At 41.4% G+C, this 22702-nt stretch carries 29 protein-coding genes; 16 read left to right on the plus strand and 13 right to left on the minus strand.

The window, feature by feature from the left end:
- The 15 genes from AB5150_RS00430 (at position 1) to AB5150_RS00500 (ending at position 11941) form a co-directional block, all read left to right on the plus strand.
- Positions 1–705 carry a septum site-determining protein MinC gene (locus AB5150_RS00430; protein WP_055144455.1) on the plus strand — a complete coding sequence of 235 codons (705 nt, stop codon included), beginning with the start codon at positions 1–3 and terminating at the stop codon, positions 703–705.
- Positions 706–730: 25 nt separating this feature from the next.
- Positions 731–1522 (plus strand): septum site-determining protein MinD, encoded by a 792-nt coding sequence (minD, locus tag AB5150_RS00435; protein WP_022216474.1) that lies wholly within the window; start codon positions 731–733, stop codon positions 1520–1522.
- Positions 1523–1538: 16 nt separating this feature from the next.
- A complete protein-coding gene (locus AB5150_RS00440) occupies positions 1539–1868 on the plus strand; it encodes a cell division topological specificity factor MinE (protein ID WP_015534928.1) in 330 nt (109 codons plus the stop codon).
- Entirely contained in the window at positions 1819–2982 is a 1164-nt protein-coding gene (locus tag AB5150_RS00445) for an FtsW/RodA/SpoVE family cell cycle protein (protein ID WP_118649141.1), read from the plus strand. The genes AB5150_RS00440 and AB5150_RS00445 overlap by 50 nt, the downstream gene beginning before the upstream one ends.
- A gap of 10 nt (positions 2983–2992) precedes the next feature.
- Positions 2993–3388 (plus strand): methylglyoxal synthase, encoded by a 396-nt coding sequence (locus AB5150_RS00450; RefSeq protein ID WP_022216472.1) that lies wholly within the window; start codon positions 2993–2995, stop codon positions 3386–3388.
- A gap of 52 nt (positions 3389–3440) precedes the next feature.
- Complete coding sequence (locus tag AB5150_RS00455) at positions 3441–4436, plus strand: D-alanyl-D-alanine carboxypeptidase family protein (RefSeq protein ID WP_242849648.1); 996 nt, start codon at positions 3441–3443, stop codon at positions 4434–4436.
- A 73-nt stretch (positions 4437–4509) separates the two neighbouring features.
- Complete coding sequence (locus AB5150_RS00460) at positions 4510–4929, plus strand: hypothetical protein (protein ID WP_015534931.1); 420 nt, start codon at positions 4510–4512, stop codon at positions 4927–4929.
- A 94-nt stretch (positions 4930–5023) separates the two neighbouring features.
- Positions 5024–6430 (plus strand): HlyD family efflux transporter periplasmic adaptor subunit, encoded by a 1407-nt coding sequence (locus AB5150_RS00465; protein ID WP_118649142.1) that lies wholly within the window; start codon positions 5024–5026, stop codon positions 6428–6430.
- 22 nt (positions 6431–6452) lie between these two features.
- Positions 6453–7148 carry a YggS family pyridoxal phosphate-dependent enzyme gene (locus AB5150_RS00470; RefSeq protein WP_015534934.1) on the plus strand — a complete coding sequence of 232 codons (696 nt, stop codon included), beginning with the start codon at positions 6453–6455 and terminating at the stop codon, positions 7146–7148.
- Positions 7149–7160: 12 nt separating this feature from the next.
- On the plus strand, positions 7161–7814 hold the full coding sequence (locus AB5150_RS00475) for a cell division protein SepF (RefSeq protein WP_015534935.1): 654 nt from the start codon (positions 7161–7163) through the stop codon (positions 7812–7814).
- Between the two features lie 25 nt (positions 7815–7839).
- Positions 7840–8556: a DivIVA domain-containing protein gene (locus tag AB5150_RS00480; protein ID WP_015534936.1), complete on the plus strand. Its 717-nt coding sequence runs from the start codon at positions 7840–7842 to the stop codon at positions 8554–8556.
- 32 nt (positions 8557–8588) lie between these two features.
- A complete protein-coding gene (gene aroB, locus AB5150_RS00485) occupies positions 8589–9674 on the plus strand; it encodes a 3-dehydroquinate synthase (RefSeq protein WP_015534937.1) in 1086 nt (361 codons plus the stop codon).
- Positions 9675–9697: 23 nt separating this feature from the next.
- Positions 9698–10216 carry a signal peptidase II gene (gene lspA, locus AB5150_RS00490; RefSeq protein ID WP_368291024.1) on the plus strand — a complete coding sequence of 173 codons (519 nt, stop codon included), beginning with the start codon at positions 9698–9700 and terminating at the stop codon, positions 10214–10216.
- Between the two features lie 3 nt (positions 10217–10219).
- Entirely contained in the window at positions 10220–11143 is a 924-nt protein-coding gene (locus AB5150_RS00495; protein WP_368291026.1) for an RluA family pseudouridine synthase, read from the plus strand.
- Positions 11144–11326: 183 nt separating this feature from the next.
- Positions 11327–11941, plus strand: coding sequence for an AAA family ATPase (locus tag AB5150_RS00500; protein ID WP_238050269.1), 615 nt, complete (start codon positions 11327–11329; stop codon positions 11939–11941).
- A gap of 157 nt (positions 11942–12098) precedes the next feature.
- Here the strand turns inward: AB5150_RS00500 and AB5150_RS00505 are convergent, their stop codons facing one another.
- From AB5150_RS00505 to AB5150_RS00515, 3 genes are all read right to left on the minus strand, one after another.
- Complete coding sequence (locus AB5150_RS00505) at positions 12099–12818, minus strand: tRNA 2-thiocytidine biosynthesis TtcA family protein (protein ID WP_055279951.1); 720 nt, start codon at positions 12816–12818, stop codon at positions 12099–12101.
- A 30-nt stretch (positions 12819–12848) separates the two neighbouring features.
- Positions 12849–13913 carry a tyrosine-type recombinase/integrase gene (locus AB5150_RS00510; protein ID WP_055144446.1) on the minus strand — a complete coding sequence of 355 codons (1065 nt, stop codon included), beginning with the start codon at positions 13911–13913 and terminating at the stop codon, positions 12849–12851.
- 273 nt (positions 13914–14186) lie between these two features.
- On the minus strand, positions 14187–14516 hold the full coding sequence (locus tag AB5150_RS00515; RefSeq protein WP_015534940.1) for a LysM peptidoglycan-binding domain-containing protein: 330 nt from the start codon (positions 14514–14516) through the stop codon (positions 14187–14189).
- Positions 14517–14828: 312 nt separating this feature from the next.
- Between AB5150_RS00515 and lexA the strand changes: the two genes are divergently transcribed.
- Positions 14829–15449 carry a transcriptional repressor LexA gene (lexA, locus tag AB5150_RS00520; protein ID WP_368291028.1) on the plus strand — a complete coding sequence of 207 codons (621 nt, stop codon included), beginning with the start codon at positions 14829–14831 and terminating at the stop codon, positions 15447–15449.
- Positions 15450–15743: 294 nt separating this feature from the next.
- Here the strand turns inward: lexA and AB5150_RS00525 are convergent, their stop codons facing one another.
- From AB5150_RS00525 to AB5150_RS00570, 10 genes are all read right to left on the minus strand, one after another.
- A complete protein-coding gene (locus AB5150_RS00525; RefSeq protein WP_055222651.1) occupies positions 15744–16931 on the minus strand; it encodes an HD-GYP domain-containing protein in 1188 nt (395 codons plus the stop codon).
- A 54-nt stretch (positions 16932–16985) separates the two neighbouring features.
- The gene (rsfS, locus tag AB5150_RS00530; RefSeq protein WP_022216461.1) at positions 16986–17336 is read right to left on the minus strand and encodes a ribosome silencing factor; all 351 of its coding nucleotides are present in this window, start codon (positions 17334–17336) and stop codon (positions 16986–16988) included.
- 1 nt (position 17337) lies between these two features.
- Positions 17338–17916, minus strand: a complete 579-nt coding sequence (yqeK, locus tag AB5150_RS00535) for a bis(5'-nucleosyl)-tetraphosphatase (symmetrical) YqeK (RefSeq protein WP_082419750.1) — start codon at positions 17914–17916, stop codon at positions 17338–17340.
- A 69-nt stretch (positions 17917–17985) separates the two neighbouring features.
- The gene (gene nadD, locus AB5150_RS00540; protein ID WP_055222654.1) at positions 17986–18609 is read right to left on the minus strand and encodes a nicotinate (nicotinamide) nucleotide adenylyltransferase; all 624 of its coding nucleotides are present in this window, start codon (positions 18607–18609) and stop codon (positions 17986–17988) included.
- A gap of 12 nt (positions 18610–18621) precedes the next feature.
- Entirely contained in the window at positions 18622–18909 is a 288-nt protein-coding gene (gene yhbY / locus AB5150_RS00545; RefSeq protein ID WP_022216458.1) for a ribosome assembly RNA-binding protein YhbY, read from the minus strand.
- Between the two features lie 14 nt (positions 18910–18923).
- Positions 18924–20219: a GTPase ObgE gene (gene obgE, locus AB5150_RS00550; RefSeq protein ID WP_055144437.1), complete on the minus strand. Its 1296-nt coding sequence runs from the start codon at positions 20217–20219 to the stop codon at positions 18924–18926.
- 193 nt (positions 20220–20412) lie between these two features.
- Positions 20413–20700, minus strand: coding sequence for a 50S ribosomal protein L27 (gene rpmA, locus AB5150_RS00555; RefSeq protein WP_004850948.1), 288 nt, complete (start codon positions 20698–20700; stop codon positions 20413–20415).
- A 5-nt stretch (positions 20701–20705) separates the two neighbouring features.
- A complete protein-coding gene (locus AB5150_RS00560) occupies positions 20706–21032 on the minus strand; it encodes a ribosomal-processing cysteine protease Prp (protein WP_015534943.1) in 327 nt (108 codons plus the stop codon).
- A gap of 28 nt (positions 21033–21060) precedes the next feature.
- On the minus strand, positions 21061–21369 hold the full coding sequence (gene rplU, locus AB5150_RS00565) for a 50S ribosomal protein L21 (RefSeq protein ID WP_004850943.1): 309 nt from the start codon (positions 21367–21369) through the stop codon (positions 21061–21063).
- 156 nt (positions 21370–21525) lie between these two features.
- A complete protein-coding gene (locus tag AB5150_RS00570) occupies positions 21526–22692 on the minus strand; it encodes a ribonuclease E/G (protein ID WP_055144434.1) in 1167 nt (388 codons plus the stop codon).
- Positions 22693–22702: the final 10 nt, after the last annotated feature.

A 22702-nucleotide genomic window follows, 5' to 3' on the forward strand; every position in this document is an offset into this window, starting at 1 on the left:
ATGACAGGAGCAGATGATATGGATGGTATGGACAGATTATCAATCAAGGCAGACAGATCAGGCATAGTTGTCTATGTACCGGCGGCTATGTCTGTAAATGATATCTGCTGCGATCTGTATTGCAGGATCCTCGATAATATAAGTGCCTTCCAGAAAAAAGGAACTGTATGTATATCTTTCAGGGGATGTACCCTGGAGCGTGGAGACACGGAGGAGATAATCAGTTTTTTAAACAGCATTGATAAGATTCATGTCAGATTTGCAGCTAAACCTGACATAGATCAATATACAGGTTCCGGTGTCCGGGATGATGGGGATCGTGAACCACAACAGGCAAAAGTCAGTATGGCTTTGCCGGATATGACTAAAACGCACAGTGACAATGAAAGACCATATATCTTCCGCGGCGACATAGGGAGAAAGCAGACCCTTGAGATCAGGGGAAATGTCATTATCCTCGGAGATGTTGCCAGGGATGCCAGGGTTGTATCCGGTAAGAATATCGTGGTCGTTGGGGAACTGGCGGGAGCTGCCATAGCGGGTAAGCTGGCGGCTGGAAACAATTTCATAATAGCGATGAGAATGTGCCCACAGCTTTTGCAGATAGGAAAAGCGAAAAGTACAGGAATCAGACTTCCGGGTGCAAAAAGAATGCCAATGATAGCTACGAATGATGAAGGGATTATAAATATAACCTACATATGATAGTAAATTTAGGAGGATTTTTATTATGTGTGAAGTTATTGTTGTTACATCAGGAAAAGGCGGAGTTGGCAAGACGACCACATCGGCGAACATAGGAACCGGTCTTGCGTCCCTCGGGAACAGAGTGGTGATGATAGATACAGATATAGGTCTCAGAAACCTGGATGTTGTGCTTGGCCTGGAAAACCGCATAGTCTATAATCTGATAGATGTAATAGAGGGAAACTGCAGATATAAGCAGGCTCTTATAAAGGCGAGGAACTACAACAATCTGTACCTGCTGCCTTGCGCGCAGACCAGGGATAAGACAGCGGTCAGCCCGGAACAGATCATCAAGCTCATAGACGAGATAAGAGACGAGTATGACTACATAATCATTGACTGCCCGGCCGGTATAGAACAGGGCTTTAAGAACGCCATAGCTGCTGCTGACAGGGCTGTCATAGTGACAACTCCCGAGGTCTCGGCCATAAGGGATGCAGACAGGATAATCGGTCTGCTCGAGGCGTATGGAATTGAAAAACAGCACCTCATAATCAACAGGATAAGATATGATATGGTCAAAAAGGGCAATATGATGTCCGTCGATGATGTGGTTGATATACTTGCAGTGGATCTGCTTGGAGTGATCGCCGACGATGAGGACATAGTCATATCGACAAACAAAGGAGAACCGGTCGTGTGCAGCAACACGAAATCGGGACATGCATATATGAATATATGCAGAAAGATAGTGGATGATTCCCTTGAAGTTGAAGATTATTATTCAGGGAAGAACCGCTCACTGCGTTCGCTTTTCAGACGTAAAAGAGCCTGAAGGGAGGAATATGGGGATGAATAAGATATATTTATATAACACAGGAAGTTATGCCAAAGAAAGGCTTATAAGCATGTTGGCTTCAGACAGGATAGGGTGTAATCCGGATTTCCTGGACGATATGAAGCATACCATAAAGCAGGAGATAGACAGATACATCAATGTAAAGGAATCAGATATCGATATCCAGGTCAAGGAGCGTATGCTAGTGGCATATATTCCATTGTTAAGCGTGGATACAGAGAAGAAGGATAACGAATATACATACAGAACAACAGGACGAGGATCAGTGAATTATGAACTTATTCAAGAAGGATCAACTGAACTTAAAACAATTCAGTCTTGATCAGAATCAAAAAAAATACAGTATACTGGATTACAATTTCAAATTGTTTTTCCTGATAATAGCAGCCATGGCCATGGGTACTGTGATCATAGTGAGCGTAGATGAGACAAAACTCACAAAGCAGTTGATCGGTGCCGGGGTGTGTATACTGGGAATGATAATAGTATCACTCATAGACTATAATTTCATATGCAAATACTATATGGTACTATACGCTGCAAATATAGTGCTGCTGGGACTTGTACTGGTGGTAGGATCAGGTGCGGATTCCCATGGAGCCAGCAGATGGTTCCAGATATCCGATTCATTTACCATACAGCCATCGGAGTTTGCCAAGATAATACTGATAATCTGCACGGCTGTTTTTCTTGAAAAACATGCGGATGATCTGAACACGGCAAAGACGCTGCTGAAGCTTGCAGCTTTCCTTGCAATACCGATCGGACTTATATTTGCCGAGCCGGATCTTTCAACCACGATATGTATATGTGCAACATTGTTTATAGTCATATTTATAGCGGGGCTCTCACTCAAGATAATAGGTATTGCGGTACTGATACTCATACCATTCTTTGGAGGCTTCTTCTGGTATATCCAGCAGGACAACCTGCCTCAGTTTCTGAACGGATATCAGAGACAGCGTATACTTGGACATATGTATGGAGGCGGATCCACCCAGGATCAGCAGAACAACTCGATCATGGCCATAGGATCGGGACAGTTGACCGGTAAGGGGATCAACAGCTCTGATGTGGCAACCGTAAAAGATACAAATCTCATATCTGAGCAGCAGACAGACTTTATATTCTCGGCAGTGGGAGAAGAATTAGGTTTCATCGGAAGTGTTATTATTATTGCAATTTTACTGCTCATAGTGTTACAATGTATTAGGGTTGCTAGGCGTTCCGGTGATAAAAAGGGAATGTATATAGCAACAGGTATGGCAGCACTGGTCAGCATCCAGTCATTTATCAATATTGGTGTTGCCACATCCATACTTCCGAACACGGGATTACCTTTGCCATTCATAAGTTACGGACTGAGTTCACTCGTCAGTTTGTGTGCCGGAATGGGCATGGTTCTCAATATAAATTTGCAAAAGAAAAAGTATTAGGAGGATTTTCATGAATATTGGTTTGATAGCACATGATGCTAAGAAAAAACTGATGCAGAACTTCTGTATAGCATATAGAGGAATTCTTAATAAGCATGAGCTTTACGCAACAGGAACTACCGGAAGACTTATTGAGGAGGTTACCAATCTTACAGTTCACAAATATATTGCAGGACATCTTGGCGGTGAGCAGCAGCTCGGATCACAGATAGAGAACAATGACATCGATATGGTCATCTTTCTGAGAGATCCGCTTCATCCAAAGAATCATGAACCTGATATAAACAACATATTTACATTGTGTGATACACATAATATTCCGCTTGCGACTAATCTGGCAACTGCCGAGCTTCTTATACTGGCACTTGACAGAGGAGATCTTGACTGGCGTGAATTCTACAAGTAAATATATTTCAGCACCGTTATCAGGCTGTTGAATATATTTCGGAGGTTATATTATGTTTAATCAAAGCAGAATAGGAAAATACATGCGAAGAAGTATCTCTTTGATACTTGTGTTGTCGATGGTCCTTCTGACCGGCTGCGGAAGCAAGACCTACAAAGCTGGAAAACAGCTCGACATAGGTGTGTTGCCTGATCTTCCGGTGTATGGGGAGCTCGGAATGGCATACGATAACGCTGTGATAGCACAGGGCGAGGAGATAGATGCCGCAAACTACAACGGATGTTATGCCGCTATGCTTGTCGATGAGACGACCAAGGATACCATAGTGGCTCATAATGTACATGGAAAGATATATCCGGCAAGTATGACCAAGATCATGACAGGTATACTCGTTATGGAGAGCATAGAAAAGGGAGATATATCCCTTGACGATGTGGTAACTCTCAACAGAAAGGTAACATTTGACGATTGGGATGCCATGGCCAGTGACCTGGTCGGAGGCTGCAGCCTGACGGTCAAGAACCTGCTGTACGGTCTCATGATAACATCATATAATGACTGTGGTGTTATACTTGCAGAGCTGATAGCCGGCAGCGAATCAGCATTTTGTGACATGATGAATGAAAAGGCGAAGGAGATCGGTGCGACAAATACCCACTTTGTCAACTGTCATGGACTTCACGACGATGACCATTACACTACAGCGTATGATCTGTATCTTATAATAAAGGAATTTTCAAAGCATGACCTTGCGTATGTGATAGATTCACTTGATACATATGATTTCACATACACGGATGCAGATGGCAATGAACAGGTGGTAACCATAGAGCCGACAAATGAATTCTTAACTGGTGAGGTAAATTTTCCAGATGGATACTCGATAGGTTCGTGGAAGACCGGAACCACAGAGGAGGCACTCAACTGTCTTATCATGGAGCTTAAGAACGATTCCACCGGTGAAGAGTATATTGCTCTTGTAGCCGGAGCAGATGGAAAAGAGGCACTGTACAGCGCCATGACTGAACTTATAAATAAGGCAAAGTGATGTGTGTATCTGACATATATGATACGGACATTATTTGTATAAATTTTACATCAAGATTCAGGAGGCATGAAAAATGATTCACATTATTGCAGGAGATAAGGGTAAGGGAAAGACAAAGGCACTGATAGATAAGGTCAACAATGAAGTAAAGGTTGTTTCCGGTACGGTAGTATTTCTTGATAATAACAACAAGCATCTCTATGAGCTCAGCAACAGAGTCAAGATGATCAACTGTACAAGCTATGGAATTAGCAAGCTGGATTCGTTCACCGGATTCGTGCGAGGAATAATCTCCCAGAACAGTGATATTGAGAAGATTTATATAGATAATTTTAAGACGGTTGCATACGTTGGAGAGTCACATATCGTTGAGGCATTGGACGAGATAAAGAACATATCCGATATGTTCAATGTTGATATAGTGATCTGTCTGGCAACAGATGTCAATGACGTACCAGAGGATTTCAAGGACTGCGTTATTGCGGCATTATAAGCTGGATGCCGCCTTATATTTCAGATAGAATGTGGTTGGCATATGTATGTTGCCAGCCATTTTCTGTGCCAGAGTAAATTACGGGAGACATATTATGGCGACAATAAAACGAAAAAAACAAAAGACAAAGATCGAACTTCCAAAGCTTAAAATGCCGGGCTTTGGAACATTCCTTTTTGCACTCGTATTCATATATATACTCATCAGGGTCGTTGCGTATGTTAATGATTCTGATCCGATAATATTCACGGTTGAGCAGAGTACGTACGATACTGATTTCACGGCTACAGGGCTTGCGGTAAGAAGTGAGACTGTCATAACCGCCTCGGCGACGGGAACACCATGCTACTATATAAGAGATGGCGAGAAGGTATCCAAGGGTGCAAATATATATGCCATTGACAGCTCGGGCTCCATGCAGGCAGCAATGAGCGACATGCAGGAGAATGGTTCAGCACTTCTCACGAGCGCAGATTACACAAGTCTGAACAATCAGATAAAGATGTTCAAAAATGGATTTTCGGCATCCAATTTTGGTAATGTATATAATTTCAAGACAAGCATCGACAACAAGCTTTTAGAGCTCTATGAGGAGCTTGCTCTTGAGCAGGTCAGCAATGGTTCTTCATCATTTTCACTTGATGCCCAGAAGGCGCCATTCAGCGGACTTGTCACATACTATCAGGATGGATATGAGAGCGTCGATGTGAAGAATCTGACACCTGAGCTTTTTGATAAAACTGTGTATACAAAACAGTCACTCAAGTCAGATGGCCAGGTTTCTGCGGGCAGCGCTGTATGTAAGCTTATCAACGATGAGGAATGGAATATTGCCATATCGCTCAGCAAGGATGAATTTGAGAAGGTTACACAGAATGAATACGCTTCATTTACCATCAATAATTCGAGCAGAAAGATCAGATCGACATACGATAAGATCGAAAAAGATGGTCATTATTATATAGTGGTATCATTCAACAAATATATCGCGCAGTATGTAAATGAAAGATTTCTGGACATCAACTTCATGTTCGAGGAATCCAGTGGTCTGAAGATACCGGCTTCATCCGTAATAACAAAGGATGTATATATGATACCTGTGGATTACCTGACAGGAGGCAGTGGTGATTCAGATCTGACTCATTTTAATCAGGTAACATATGGCAATTCGGGAAGCACTTCAATAAAACAGATATCACCGATAATATATTTTACCGACAAGAGATTCTGTTATGTTGATCCGTCAAGTATAGATTCCGATGCGGTACTGCAGAAGAATAATTCCAAGGAGACATTTTCCGTTGCCACAGCCGCCAAGTATACGATGGATGGTGTTCTGTGTGTATCAAGAGGAACTGCGGAATTCAGAAGAATAGAGGTTATCGTATCGGGCGATGATTACTCGATCATCAAGCCGGATCTTTCATATGGAATATCCAGATATGACAGAATATTACTGGACGGACATTCCATGAAAGAGGGAGAGCTTATATATCAATAGTACAGACACAGGAGATGATAATATGCTTAAAGAAAATTACGAAAAAGTAAAAGAGAACATAGTCAGGGCATGTGAAAAGGCCGGCAGATCACCGGAGGATGTCACTCTGATCGCCGTTAGCAAGACAAAGCCTTTGTCAGATATAGAGGAATTGCTCAGTGATACGGATGCCGTTGATTTTGGTGAGAATAAGGTTCAGGAGCTTGTGGACAAATACGAGAATGTCTCAAGACCTGTAAACTGGCATATGATAGGTCACCTGCAGACGAACAAGGTAAAATACATTGTAGATAAGGTGTGTATGATACACTCCGTTGATTCGTTAAATCTTGCCAAAACCATTGAGAAGGAGGCTGCAAAGCATGATGTCACAGTCAATATTCTCATTGAGGTAAATGTTGCACAGGAAGAAACAAAATTTGGACTGTCATGCGACGAGGTACTTCCGCTTATCCAGGAGATAAAAGATTTCCCTCATATCAGGGTTAAGGGTCTTATGACTATCGCTCCATTTGTGGATGATCCCGAGGACAACAGGGTCTATTTCCGCAAATTGAAAGATTTATCACTTGACATACAATCTAAAAGCATTGATAATATCGATATGAGCGTCTTGTCGATGGGTATGACAAACGACTATGAAGTTGCAGTTGAAGAAGGTGCAACGTTGGTTAGAGTTGGCACGGGAATATTCGGTGCCAGAAATTATAATATTTAAAGGAGAACAATCATGGCAAAGGGAAATACAAAGAAAAGTTTTCTTGATTATTTCAAATTAAGTGATTCAAGCGACGATGACTTTGATGATGATTTGTTTGATGAAGATGAAGATGACTATGAAGATGAAGACGATATGGACGATCGCTTAGACGATGAGTACGATGATGAGGATGATTACGATGCGCCTCAGACAGAGTCCAGAGTGAAGGCTTCACCGCTCAAGTCCTTTAATAAGTACAAAGGTTCTGCATCATCTGACAATGGATCGGCCAGATCAAAAGCTGCAAGATCTTCTCATGGTCAGCAGTCAGGAGCAGGTAATGGAAAGCTCGTATCAATCAACAGCAGATCCAGAGCAATGGATGACAGTGAAGTATTTGTTATCAAGCCGGACGAGTTTGACGATGCGCAGATGATAATCGATCATCTCAATCGAGGACAGATAATCGTAATAAACATGGAGGATCTTGATCTTCCAACTGCACAGAGAATAGCGGATTTCATTGGAGGAGCAAGTTATGCTGTGGATGGTCTGTTTCAGGCTATTTCGGGCAACATATTCCTTGCCACACCTAATGGAACCTACGTATCTGGTGATTTAAGAGAGGAATTGGCTGGAGGATCTCTTCAGGGGGAAACTCTTTCAAGTAAGGCAACTTATTAATATATGTTTTTACGGGGGATTACATATGCTTACACCAGTTGATTTACAACAGAAGAAGTTCACGCATGGAATGGGATATGCGCGAAAAGATGTAGATGCATTTTTTGACATAGTTGTGCTCAGCTACACAGAACTGTATAAGTCCAATGCAGATCTTACCAATCAGGTGAAAACTCTGACTGACAGTTTAGTACATTACAGAACAACCGAGTCAAAGCTCCAGAAATCTCTCATGCTAGCAGAGAAGAATGCTGAGGAGTCTACAAAGAACGCCACTGATAAGGCGAGACTGATAGAGAATGATGCCAAGATCAAGGCTAATAATATAGTGCAGGAGGCCAGGGAGGAGCTTGAGCGCATAGAGGGAAGTATTGATGGAATAAAACAGCAGTACAAGGACTATGTATGTGCATTCAAGGCTCTGATGGAAGCCCATATGAATTACCTTGCCCAGAATCCTATCAATGAGGAGATGGGACTTAATTTCGACGATGTATTAAGCGAGGGCAGTTCAAATGCTTCTTATTCACAGTCGACACAGAGCGCAGCTATGAATTCGTTTATGAACTCCTATGACGGCGATCCACAGGGCCGCGAGGAATCAACTCTCGGATCAGGAGGCGGCTCAGCCATGGGTGATTCAACACTTGGCGGTGCCGGTGGCGGAAGTGTTACAAGTGATTCGTCTGTATACACAAAGAATCTTGGCGGTAAGTCATTTGTTAATCCATTTGGAAACTAACAATATATTTTATACTAATGGAGAATGTTTATATGTGTAATGCACTCACAGTTCATCTGAATGATGAACCAATCTATGACATTTTCTTTGCAAACGATTTTAATTCCCTGCCTGAGCTTTTAGCCGGACAGGGAATTGCTGATAGAAGGGTATGTATCGTTACAGAGAGTAATGTTGCGCCTCTTTATCTCGATGAGATCAGGAATCAGCTTGATGGAAAATGCAAAGAATTGATATCTATTATATTTGAGGCCGGTGAGTCTCAGAAGAATCTTGATACAGTAAAGATGATCTACGAGAAGCTTATTCTTGCAAAGTTTGACAGAAAAGATCTTCTGGTGGCTCTTGGAGGCGGCGTGACGGGCGATATAACCGGATTTACTGCTGCAACGTATCTCAGAGGCATAGACTTTGTACAGATACCTACAAGTCTTCTGGCACAGGTGGACAGCAGTATTGGTGGAAAGACAGGCGTTGACTTTGATTCATATAAGAACATGGTCGGAGCCTTTCACATGCCAAAGCTTGTGTATATCAATGTGTCAACACTCACCACGTTATCCGATGAGCAGTTTATTTCGGGAATGGGTGAGATCATAAAACATGGACTCATAAAGGATTCTGCATATTTTGACTGGCTTATAGAAAACCACGACAGAATACTTGCAAGGGATAAGGATGTCCTGATGGAGATGATCAGGGTGAGCTGCAACATCAAGAGAGTTGTTGTGGAGAACGATCCTACGGAGAAGGGCGACAGAGCTCTGCTCAATTTTGGACATACTCTTGGACATGCCATAGAGAGATACCTCGACCTTAAGCTGAGTCATGGGGCATGTGTCGGCATCGGATGCTGCCTTGCGTCTGTTATCTCATACAATAGGGGTGACATCACAGAGGACGAGCTTCATAAGATCATACATGCATTTGATATGTTTGGTTTCCCTACTCTCAAGGACTACCCTGTCGATGCAGATGCTGTCATAGAGTACACTAAGAACGATAAGAAGATGGTTGGGGACAAGATAAAATTTATCCTTCTTCACACTATTGGCGATGCATATATCAATACCAATGTCGTTCCTGATGATATGAAAAAGGCATTTGAGTGGCATTGATGTTCAAAGGAGGAACGGATATTATGAAAAAGAGAATACCGATGGCTATATTTGCCATTATTATTCTTACAGCTTTAGATCAACTGGTGAAACATCTCATATCAACCAACTTTCAGGTTGGACAGACAAGGAAAATAATCGATGGAGTTTTCCAGCTCAACTATGTTCAGAACAGAGGTGCGGCCTGGGGAAGTTTCTCAGGTAAGATCGTTTTCCTGCTTGCGATAACATTTTTTATCCTGCTTGCGGCTATATATGTATACATCAGGCTTGCAGGCAATCAGGAAAAGAAATATACACCGCTCAGGATATCACTGGTATTTCTCATATCGGGAGCTGTTGGCAATATGATCGACAGAGTTGTCCGTGGATATGTGGTTGACATGTTTGACTTCTGCCTTATTAACTTCCCGGTATTCAATGTCGCAGATATATTTGTCACATGCAGTTTTATTGTTATAGTTATTCTGGTGCTGTTCAAGTATAAGGATGATGAGCTCTCAGAGATCATACACCAAAAACAGACAGATGGACAGGAATAGTATATGGAAGAATATAACATCGAAGCCAGCGGCGACTGGGCAGGGAAAAGAATAGACAAGGTTCTCAGCGTGTATTTCAGCGATTATTCGAGATCTTTCATAAAGAAGTTATTTGATGACGGATATATTCAGGTCAACGGTAAGGCTTCAAAGCCGAGCTACAGTGTACGTACCGGAGATATTTTTGATATATCTGTGCCGGATCCGGTCAGCATTGACATTGAGCCTGAGAATATACCGCTCGACATCATATATGAGGATGATGACGTGATACTTGTGAATAAACCAAAGGGAATGGTGGTTCATCCGGCACCGGGACACTACAGTGGGACTCTGGTCAACGGACTGATGTACCATTTTAAGGATTCCCTTTCCGGTATAAATGGAGAATTCAGGCCGGGAATCGTTCACAGGATAGATATGGATACAACAGGTGTACTTGTGGTGTGTAAGAACGATAATGCCCATAGATCATTGTCTGAGCAGCTTCACGAGCATAGTATAACCAGAAAGTATTATGCCATAGTCCATGGAAATATCGCACAGGATGATGGTACTGTGGATGCGCCGATCGGAAGAAGTCCTAAGGATCGGAAGAAGATGGCGATCAATACCAGAAATGGCAGACATGCCGTCACACATTACAGGGTTCTGGAGCGTTTTGGAGGAAAGTATACCTTTATTGAGTGTCAGCTTGAGACCGGCAGGACACATCAGATCCGAGTTCATATGGCATCCATTGGACATCCCATACTTGGGGATGAAGTTTATGGACCGAAGAAATGTCCGTTTAAGCTGCAGGGACAGACGCTGCATGCTGGTATTCTCGGTTTTGAACATCCCTCAACCGGGGAATACGTTGAGTTCAAGGCTGATCTGCCGGAATATTTTGAAGATCTTATAAAGAAGTTAAAACTGTTAAATTAATATAATGTAACAAACGAGTATAGACAATTGTCACAAATTACGTGCAATTGTCTATACTTTTTTATTTACAGTTTATTGTATAAATGTTATAATAACCCATATAGGAATTTAAGTATTTTGTACATAAGTAATATATTTTGATATTTTTTACATGGAGAATACGAGAAGATGGGAGTGGTTACTATGGCAGAGAAGAAGATTATTACTATAGGTAGACAGTTCGGAAGTGGAGGCAAGCAGATCGGAGAAGCTCTTGCAGAAAAGATGAACATACCATTTTACGACAAGGAGTTACTTAAAGAGGCAGCAAAGAACAGTGGAATATGTGAAGAGATTTTTGACAGCTTTGACGAAAAGCCTACGAATAGCTTTCTTTACTCACTGGTGATGGATCCATATTCACTGGGATTTGGCAGTTCAACAGAGCTTCCTCTCAACCACAAAGTTTTCCTTGCGGCATTTGACACCATCAAGAATCTTGCAGAGAAAGATGGTTCATGTGTATTTGTCGGCAGATGTGCTGATTACGCACTCAGGGATCTGGACAACGTGGTGAATATATTCCTGTATGCAGACATGGATGACAGAACAGCCAGAATCGCCAAGAAGTACAACATAAGTGAATCGAAGGCCAAGGATATGATCAAGAAGGAAGACAAGGCCAGAGCTTCATATTACAACTATTATACATCCAAGAGATGGGGCGAGATGAAGGGATACGACATATGTATCAATACTTCGAAGTACGGCATAGATAAGACGATAGATCTGTTATATGACATTGTAAATAATTATTGATCTCAGTCATGATTATTATTGAAAATTGTAATATATCATCATAATAATGTTATTATAAAATCTTGTATATAAAAAATGACAGTAGGTTGTTTGTTAAACGCTTACTGTCATTTTTGTTTTGTGATTGGATTCATTTTTTATATCCATAAGCTATTAATCAGTGCCTTGACCATCCGTCTATTCCGGCACCCTCGATGGAGGAAAATATACGATCTTTTACATCAGGCACGCGTACTTTGAGTTCGTCTATAATGTCTTTGCTTTCCTGACGTTTTGTGACGCCGTCAGCGGGACAAGGGTTCTTGCAGACTGGAAGATCGTTGGCGCGTGCAAATGCTCTTATTTCGCCTTCCAGGACGTATAAAAGAGGTCTTATGAGTGTGACACCTGATTTCTCCAGATGAGTGACAGGAGAGAAGGTGTGAATGCGCCCCTCATACAGCATGGACATCAGGAAGCTGTCTATAACGTCATCCTTGTGATGGGCATATGCGATCTTGTTGCAGCCAAGTTCTGCAGCACAATCATTGAAGGCTCCTTTACGCATACGGCTGCAGAGTGAACATGGATTAGGTTCCTTCCTGTAATCGAAAACGATCTCGCCTATATGAGTTTTGCAAACCGTGTAATTGACTCCAAGTGACTCGCAATATTCCTTAAGTCTGGACGTGTCAAAATCCTTAAATCCTAGATCTACGGTTATAGCTTCAATTTCAAATGGTATGGGATAAAACTTTTTCAGTTTGGACATTGCATATAAAAGTGTCAGACTGTCTTTGCCTCCGGATATTCCTATGGCTATCTTGTCACCGGGACTGATCATATCGTAATCATTTATAGCTCGTCTTGTATATGATAAAAGCTTTTGTGATTTCATAAAAATACTCCTTAAGTTAACATAATATTATTATGGTTTAATTGTGCGTTTTTCACGAAGCTGTACTTCGTTCCTGAAACGACGTTTTCTGTCCTCATCCATATCAGCGTAGTGTTTTCTTGTTGTATTTACATCCGAGTGGCCTAATACGTCCGCCACCAGGTATATGTCGTCTGTAGCCCTATAAAGCTCAGTGCCAAACGTACTCCTGAGTTTGTGAGGTGTTATATGCTTTAAAGGAACGGAGGTAAGAGAGTATTTTTTTACAATATTCTCAACTGATCTGACAGATATTCTTTTTAATTGACCGGACAGAAATAACGCATCCTCATGGCCTTTTTCCGGTATCAGTTTTTTCCTTTCATCAAGATATTCAAGCAAAGCTTCACTTGCCTCATCACTGAAGTATACGTATGCCTCCTTGCCACCTTTTCGAACGATCTTAATCCGCATATTATCGAAATCAACGTCACGTATATCAATTCCAACGCATTCGGATACACGCATGCCGGTGCTGAGCATAAGTGATAAAAGCGCTAGGTCACGGACTTTATTTTTCTCATGATATTTTTTCTGGCGTTCAGTCAGGCCGCTGCCATACTCAACATTATCAAGAAAATCTGCAACCTCGTTTGGCTCCATTCGTATAATTTTCTTATCGTGTATCTTTGGCATGTCGACCTTTTCTGCAGCGTTTGAGCTTATACGGTCGTTTTTATACAGGTATGCAAAAAATACCCGGAGTGCAGATAATTTGCGTTTTAACGCCTGTTCACCGTTGGTGTATGTACGTCCGTTTTTAGTGTAAAGCTTCATGGCATGCAGGAACTCCTCGATGTCCTCGGCCTCAAGTCTGCTGAGATCCTCAGTAGTAATATCAAGTGGAGTTTTATCACGAAAGAATGGGTTATTTTCACATAAATACTCGTAGAATGTTTTTATATCCCTGGCGTAACCAAGGCGTGTTCTTGTGGATGTAGTATTCTCAATTCCACGAAAAGCGATCGTTGCGTATTGTGGTAACTCGGAAAGAATATCTCTGAGCAATAATATATTATTCTCATCGACCTGTTTGTTGTATGGCTTGGCTGGCATCGTTATATTTGAAACCTCCTGATATATGTTAATTTGTGGGCATATTCATGTATATGACTAAATGGATTATAGCATAATCTAATATAATATGCTATATTTTTTCGTAAAACCTGAGTTTAGCGAATAGAAACATATAGACTAAAATACATTCCAACTGCACTGCTTTCACTGATTCTTACGACACTCTAAGCAAAAATCTAAACAGAAAACGCATATAGAATCTATCATTTAATAGAATCTATATGCGTTGATCAAGAACATCTAATTCCTTGTTTAATTGAGATCAGTCACTTCATAATATGGTATTACCAGGTTGGTTCCGGCTACTATCGATGAATCGTTGTTCAGATTGTTGATCGATACAACTTCATCGATATAATCCTGGGTTGATGTATATTCATCAGTCATATACTTCTGAGCTATATCCCAAAGTGAATCGCCAGACTCAACGGATATACATGTGTAATACTTGGTGCTGGCATTGGTGGCATCAGCTTCGGATGCATCCATGTGTGTGATCGAAACATATAATACTGCTGCTATGATTATGGCTACAATTATTGTCACCTTTTTATTGCTAATGAAATTAAATAATCTATTCATCTCTATCCCTCCTGAACGTATGTTTGTTACTATGTTCGTATTATATCGAACAGATGTTTTGTTGTCAAGTGATTTTCGAACACTTGTACGACTGCAGTTCGTATTGTAACTCTGAATCCTTAATACTCCTATATTATGCACTATCAAGTGTCCATTTTTATTCCCACGAAAGAATAGATCCGGTCAAGAATATTCAAAACAAAGCAAAATTAAAACAGAACATTCGTTTGCAATATCAGAACATATGTGCTATCATATTTTGTATATAACAGATTATGTTAAATAGAATTTATTTGTGGAGGTTCAATATACATGGGAAAAGGAAAGATATCTGATAAACAGACAGAGATTTTGGAATATATCAAGGAAGAACAGCTTAAGAAGGGCTATCCACCTTCAGTAAGAGAGATCTGCAAGGCTGTTGGACTCAAGTCTACATCATCAGTACATGCTCATCTCGCATCTCTTGAGGAGAACGGATATATAAGGCGTGATCCAACAAAACCAAGGGCTATAGAGATAATAGATGATGATTTTGCATTGTCAAGGCGTGAGGTTATTAATATACCTGTTGTTGGACAGGTTGCAGCGGGATTTCCTATCCTTGCCACACAGAATATTATGGATTATTTTCCTATTCCACCGGAATATTTACATAACACCAATAATCAGACATTCATGCTTCGCGTTAAGGGCGAAAGTATGATCAACATCGGAATCAACGATGGTGATCTCCTTATTGTTGAACAATGCTCTTCTGCTTCCAATCGTGATATTGTGGTTGCACTTATCGATGACGGGGCTACAGTAAAGAGATATTTTAAGGAGAATGGTCATATAAGACTTCAGCCGGAGAATGATTATATGGATCCAATTATCGTAGGCCACTGCGATATACTCGGAAAGGTTATCGGATTATTTAGGCAGATGTAATTACAATATAATATAATAAATCCATTAAGAAAGAGATCCCCAGGTCAACATACGTCAGCAACATTTACGTATATGACCTGGGGATCAATTTATGTCATATTTTTTAAGAGGGGGCTTATTAAAAGTAAATTAACTTCAAAAATAGTTAATTTATATCAACTTGTTAATTACATTATACCAATTAATTAGCTTATTTCAAGTCTAAATCCAACAAAAATAGGCTAAAAAACCATAAAGCAGTTTTTTAGCCTATTAGCTTAATGTATATTTAGCCTATTTTTAAGTAATCACATTTTAGTATATGTGCTTATCAGCATTCTGTTCTGCTATCTGTTTGAATTCCTTGAAATGAGCCTGGAATAATAATACCACCTTTGGATCAAACTGTTTACCACTCTGGCTTACTATCTCGGTATAAGCCTCCTCCATAGACCAGCCTTTCTTGTAGTATCTTGCTGATGTAAGGGCATCGAATACATCACATACAGCCATAAGCCTACTGATATATGCGATCTCTTCTCCCTTCATATGCAGATATCCAGAGCCATCCCACTTCTCATGATGTTCCTTGGCGATCGTTCTTGCAATCTGAAGGATCTGTCCCGGACATTTTGAGAGAAGTGCGTCGCCATATAATACATGACTCTTCATAATGGCGAACTCCTCATCTGTAAGACGGGAAGGTTTGTTGAGTATTTCTTCGCTGATCATCAGTTTGCCGATATCGTGCATCATGGCTGCGGTTGAAAGCATGTCAACATAATCGTCATCAAAACCGGATGCCTTTCCAAGAACCTCCATGTATTTTGCAACTCTCTTGATGTGCTCACCTGTTGATTTTGACTTGCTCTCAGAGAGCTCGGCAAACGCATATATGAGTTCCTTCTGATTAGTCTTGACCTCTTCAGCATGGTCTATAACATTATTGAGCATTGTTGAGTTTCTTGATACTATGAAATATGATACAAATGACATGATAAAAATGGCTATAACACATGGCGCTATGACCAGTATCATATTGTCAGCAAAATCATCATGTGCGGGTGGAATAACAAGATCACATAATCTGTAATTGACTATATCTGCAGCGAATACACCGACTGTAGATAAAAGCGCAGTATAGAGAACCATTGTCTTGTTATAATAAAGGGAAGCTACAAGCATAGGAAATATCCAGACGATCATAGCTGTGTACGATAAAGTTGTATTGAGTATGGAGCATATGAGTACAGCCAATGCAATTACCACATATTTTATACATTTGCCCTCATTGTTCTTAAGTAGATCAATAAAAATCGTAGGTATAAGGGTCAGAATACAGCATACTCCCATGCAGGAACACAGGAGCACTATATTGCACTGCCCTCCAATATATGTAAATACCCAGTACAAAAGTATCAATATAGCAAAAAGCCTCATACATTTGGAGGCAATATGATTGATCTTGATATAATTGTCGCTTAATAGCCTGTTACTCTCCATGTTTTAATCCCCAAATTCTTACTTGCAACCCAATCTTATTTTAAACTGAATATCTTATATGCTGTCCAGAGATACAATATCTCCGTCACTCCATATCTTCTCTATGTTATAGAATCTTCTTGATTCTTCAGAAAATATATGGATTATTATATCATAATAATCCAGCAAAATCCATCCACCTTCAGAATATCCCTCCACTCCCTTGTGGGAATATCCAGCTTCGTGCATATTGTCCTCAACATTATCGCTGAGTGCCTGAACCTGTTTTTTATTTGTTCCGTCAGCTATCACTATATAATCACATAAGGTTGAAATTCTGCTTATGTCTATGATCTTAATGTCAAATGCTTTTTTATCCTCAAGAGCAGCACATGCTATCTTGAGCATCTCTCTGGAATCTGCCATATTAGTCCTCACTGTTCAATGATGTATAATATTTATATGTCCGGACAGACATTTCGTCCGTGTCTCCACAGCTGCCACTGTCCAGATAAGTTAAAGTATTCTTTAATATGTGGGCCACCGAAGCGTCAATATCGGAGAATGCCTCATTTCTTATTTCATCTATCTCCGGCAAAGGCTTACGGTTCGGCTCTATATAGTCAGCCACAAAAACAATCTTTTCCAGAAGCGACATAGCCGGTCTTCCAGTGGTATGGAATTCTATAGCCGATCGGATGTCCTCATCGTCAACTCCGTATTTTTCTCTTGCGTAATATGCTCCCAGCTTTGCGTGTAAAAGCTCAGGGTTAGCAAATTCGACCTGGCTTATTGGAAGTCCGTGTTTTTGGCATCTTGCTATCTTCTCGTCTGCAGGCAGACATTTGGCGCAGTCATGTAGAAGTCCGGCAGTCAAAGCTTTGTTCACATCTGCTCCGTGAACCATGGCCAGGCAGCCTGATACATATTCCACACCAAGTGAATGTTCAAATCTTTTCTTTGTGAGCTTGTTTTCAAGGCGCTCACGCATCTCAAATCTGTTCATCTTATCTCCTATCTGTTGCAAATGTTCAAGTATAAGTAATATTCAATATATGTTGTTATACCTGCCAGATCAAACGTGATATAGACCATTGTCCCTGATATATGTTATCACGCTATCGGGAACCATATCCCTGATATCTTCTCCTGACCGCACAGCAGCTCTTATATCACTTGAGGATATATCGTGCTGGTGGATGTATTCCCGGCGGATATCAGAAGCCGGAAACAGACTGTGCAGGCTTGCTATCTTGTCGTTGATCATATCCTCAGAAGCTCCACTTCTTGTTGTGACAAGCAGCGTTGCATGCCTTGATATGATGTCAGGTCTGTGCCAGTGGTCAAAATACATAATGGAATCCCCGCCCATGATAAAATACCAGTGAACGTCAGGATATAACTCATGAAGGGCCTCAAGCGTATCTGAGGTGTATGTGATCCCGGGACGTCTGAGCTCAAAATCAGAATACTCCAACCCTTTTATGCCATCTATGGCAAGTTTTATCATGTTGACCCGGTGATCTGTTGTAACTTCGTTGGAAATATCTTTATAACCAGGCTTATTGTTGGGCATCACAAGCACTTTATCCAGTCTAAACTGTTCCAATGCCTGTACGCCAAGCTCTATATGTCCATAGTGTATAGGATTGAATGTTCCGCCGAGTATACCTACATGTCCTGCTTTTTGTGCCAGCATGGCGTATTCCCCCTATGGAAGTTCAATCTTCTTATGTTCCTTTGACTCCTTGTACAGAACGATCTTTCTGCCGATCACCTGAACTACCTGTGAGTGGGTTCTCTCACCGAGCATAGCTGCTATCTCACGAGGATCGTCAAGACAGTTCTTGAGAACAGAGATCTTGATTAGTTCTCTCGCCTCAAGAGCCTCTGCAACAGATTCTGTGAACTCAGGTGTGAGTGATGATTTGCCTATGTTGAGTATAGGCTGGATGGTCTGTGCCAGCCCCTTTAAATATGCTCTCTGTTTGCTATTCATACGTGTTTATTCCTTTACTTATAATAATCAAATTCAAGGAAATACATTCTTACAGTATCTCCGTCTACACAGCCAAGCTCCTCAAGCTGTGCAAGTATTCCATTGTCTCTGAGGAACTTCTGGAAGAAATCAAAGCCCTTCTCAGATTCAAGGTTCGTATATCCGAGCATCTTCTCGATTCGTGGACCCTCGACGATATATACACCCTCCTCCTCGTCTGACTTTCTGACTTCAAATGGAAGCTCAGGATCATCCTGCATGGACAGATCTATCTCAGGTTCAAATTCGATGATCTCCCTTGGAGACTGCTTTACAAGGTCATTGACATACCAGAGAAGTTCATTGATACCCTTTCCTGATACTGCAGATATAGGGAATATCTTATATCCTTCATCCTCCGGGAATTCCTCCTTAAGCATCTCTATGACAGTCTCATAGCCCATATCATCCAGAAGATCGACCTTGTTGGCTGCTATAACCTGTGGACGGTTCTCGATGTCTTTATTGTACTTCTTGAGCTCTTCATTGATTACGTGGATATCATTGATCGGATCTCTTCCATCCACCGAGGCTGCATCCACGATGTGGATTATAACCTTTGTACGCTCTATATGTCTTAAGAACTGAAGTCCAAGACCTGTTCCTTCTGACGCACCTTCAATTATGCCTGGAATGTCTGCGATCACGAAGCCGTTCTTATCCCCGAGATCCACCACACCCAGGTTCGGAACTAAAGTGGTAAAATGATATGCCGCGATCTTAGGACGGGCATTCGTAACTCTTGCAAGGAAGGTTGATTTACCTACACTTGGGTATCCGACAAGTCCTACGTCAGCTATACACTTGAGTTCAAGATCTACTGTAAGCTCCTTGGCTGGCTGACCAGGCTGTGCATACTTTGGCGCCTGCATGGTCGAAGTTACATATGTTCTGTTGCCACGGCCACCACGGCCTCCTTTAAGGAAAACAACAGGTTCCTTCTTGTAGGCCATATCGAGAATAACCTTACCTGTCTCTGAATCTTTGACAACAGTTCCAGGTGGAACCTTGAGCACGATATCGGCACCATTGCTGCCATGGCAGTTCTTCTTGCCGCCCTCTTCACCGTCTCCGGCTTTGTATTTTGTCACATGTCTATAGTTAGTGAGCGTGTTCATTCCCTCGTCGACAACAAAGATAACGTCACCGCCATTACCTCCGTCACCGCCGTCAGGACCGCCGTTTGGAACATATTTCTCTCTTCTGAAGGATACATGTCCGTCACCGCCCTTGCCTGATCTCACATATATTCTGGCTCTATCGGCAAACATAATATACCGCCTTTCTATGTCAGATATTCTATACCGAATATTCAATGTCTAAACTACCTGTGTCAAGTTCTGCAGATACATCTGCACACTATTTCATAGTATACCCCATATCTGCACTTTTGTCTGTAAAAAAAGACTGGAATAATAATAATTACTCCAGTCTCTTGATAGTATTACTTATATATATCCAATATTACTCGTTAACTACTGGATAGATAGAAACCTGCTTCTTGTCTCTACCCTTTCTCTCAAATCTAACGATACCATCAGCTGTAGCGAACAGTGTGTCATCTCCGCCGATACCAACGTTAAGACCTGGATGAATCTTTGTTCCACGCTGTCTGTAAAGGATGTTACCAGCCTTTACGAACTGACCGTCAGCTCTCTTAGCGCCAAGTCTCTTGGACTCTGAGTCTCTGCCGTTCTTTGTAGAACCTACACCTTTCTTATGAGCGAAAAACTGAAGTTCCATCTTCATCATGTCAATTACACCTCCTTAAAGGTCATACAAATATAATCGCCATAGGATTCTTCGATTCCGGATATACCGATCACAAGCGCCTGCATCAAAGTCTGTGCCTTGATATCCGGCTCCTCTGTGAATATGAAATCCATATGTCCACTCTCCTGATCGCAGTCAAGTGTGAAATTCACATCTGAAAGCTTCTCAACAGAGTTCAGGATGGTTATCGTGATCGCTGAAACTGCGCTACAGACGATATCTTGTCCAGGATCATCATATTCCGCATGTCCATCTGTCTTAAATCCTATATATTCCGAATTGCTGTTCTGATAAATAACTACATCAATCATGTCTTATAATCGATACAATCAATACCAATTAAGCGTTGATCTTCTTGATCTCAACCTTAGTATATGACTGTCTGTGACCATTCTTCTTGTGATAGCCAGTCTTTCTCTTGTACTTGTAAACAATAACTTTCTTAGACTTGCCTTCACCAACTACTGATGCTGTTACAGATGCATTAGCAACTGCATCTCCACACTTAACGTCTGAATCAGTGCTTACTAAGATAACATCATCAAATGTTACTTCGCTTCCAGCCTCTGCTGCGAGCTTCTCAACCTTGATCACGTCTCCTTCAGCTACCTTGTACTGCTTACCGCCTGTTGCTATAATTGCGTACATGGTTAATACCTCCTTAATCAAACTCGCCAGTTTTGGTGGTGTCTGTTGACACACTTATACCTAACTGTGCGGCATACTCATATAATCTACCATTGAGATGATTATTTGTCAATAATTTTCTTATATATTTTTACAATATTTTTTGATTTATTTTCATCAAAGCTTAACCATTTCGTGAAGCGGTCTCTTTAACTTCTTTCTGGTCAGCTCTATAAGTCCAAGCTTGGTGATATCTACGAATTTGGCTGGTACAGGATCGTCTGCCAGCTCTCTTATCAGGGTATCACGTATCCTGAGAATATCATCGGGATTCTTCATGTTTATAAAGTCTATGACTACTATCCCTGACAGATTGCGGAGTCTTAACTGACGGCAGGTTTCGATGGCCGCCTCGGTGTTGACCTTCAGCATGTGCTGTTCCATATCTCTGCCTGATATAGCCTTGCCTGTATTCACATCCACAACTACCATGGCCTCAGTCTGCTGGATTATAAGGTAGGCACCTGACTTAAGCCATACTCTCTCCTTTAGAGCTCCCTCCACTTCTTTATTGAGATTGTAGATTGCCGTAAGCGGACATTCTGTATCGGTATGAAGCGTTAAGTCTATTGTTCCAGGCTGTTTTTTCTCTATGTAATCCTCAAATACGTGGAATATTTCTTCATCATCGGTTACCAGTGAATCTAGCTTATTACTTCCCATGAAAGTTATGTTTTCTATATATTCCGGTGGATTCCGGTACAGACAGGAAAAGCATTTTCTGGTTGCTGCGGCCTTCAGGATCTGTGTGAGACGACCGCCCAGCTCATTCAGTTCACGTTTTATGAGTTCAGGGTCCGCATCCACAGCATTTGTCCTAATGATACAACCTATACCCGCCGGGAGGGTATTTCGCGCGATGTCCTTAAGCTCGTCCCGGAGCTTTCTGCTGCTTATCTTGTTCGATACACCGATCTGTTCCCCGGTGTGGACCACACAGTAATCCCCGCGGAGGGTGAGCTCCGATGAACCAACAGGGTTCTTGGTCTTGACTGCGTCACGGCTGATCTGAACGACTATCTCATCGCCGATCCTGAGCTTTGTGTGCTCCCTGCCATCGGCGTATATAATATCATTGTCATCCAGACTGTAGTAGCAGGGAAGTCTGTCACCGTAATCCACGAAGCAGGCATTTATATTGTTTACGATGTTGGCCACCTTGCCCACATAGATATTGCCGAGGACTGTACTGCCCTCTGACAGGTTAAGATCTGTGACTTTGCCATCCTGTATAACAGCCTGTAATATTTTGTTGTCGTAGTGTGTAACTACCAGCTTTCTCATGTGATATTCC

The organism is Coprococcus sp. RTP21281st1_F1_RTP21281_210402, assembly GCF_040915325.1.
Lineage (GTDB): Bacteria > Bacillota > Clostridia > Lachnospirales > Lachnospiraceae > Coprococcus > Coprococcus aceti.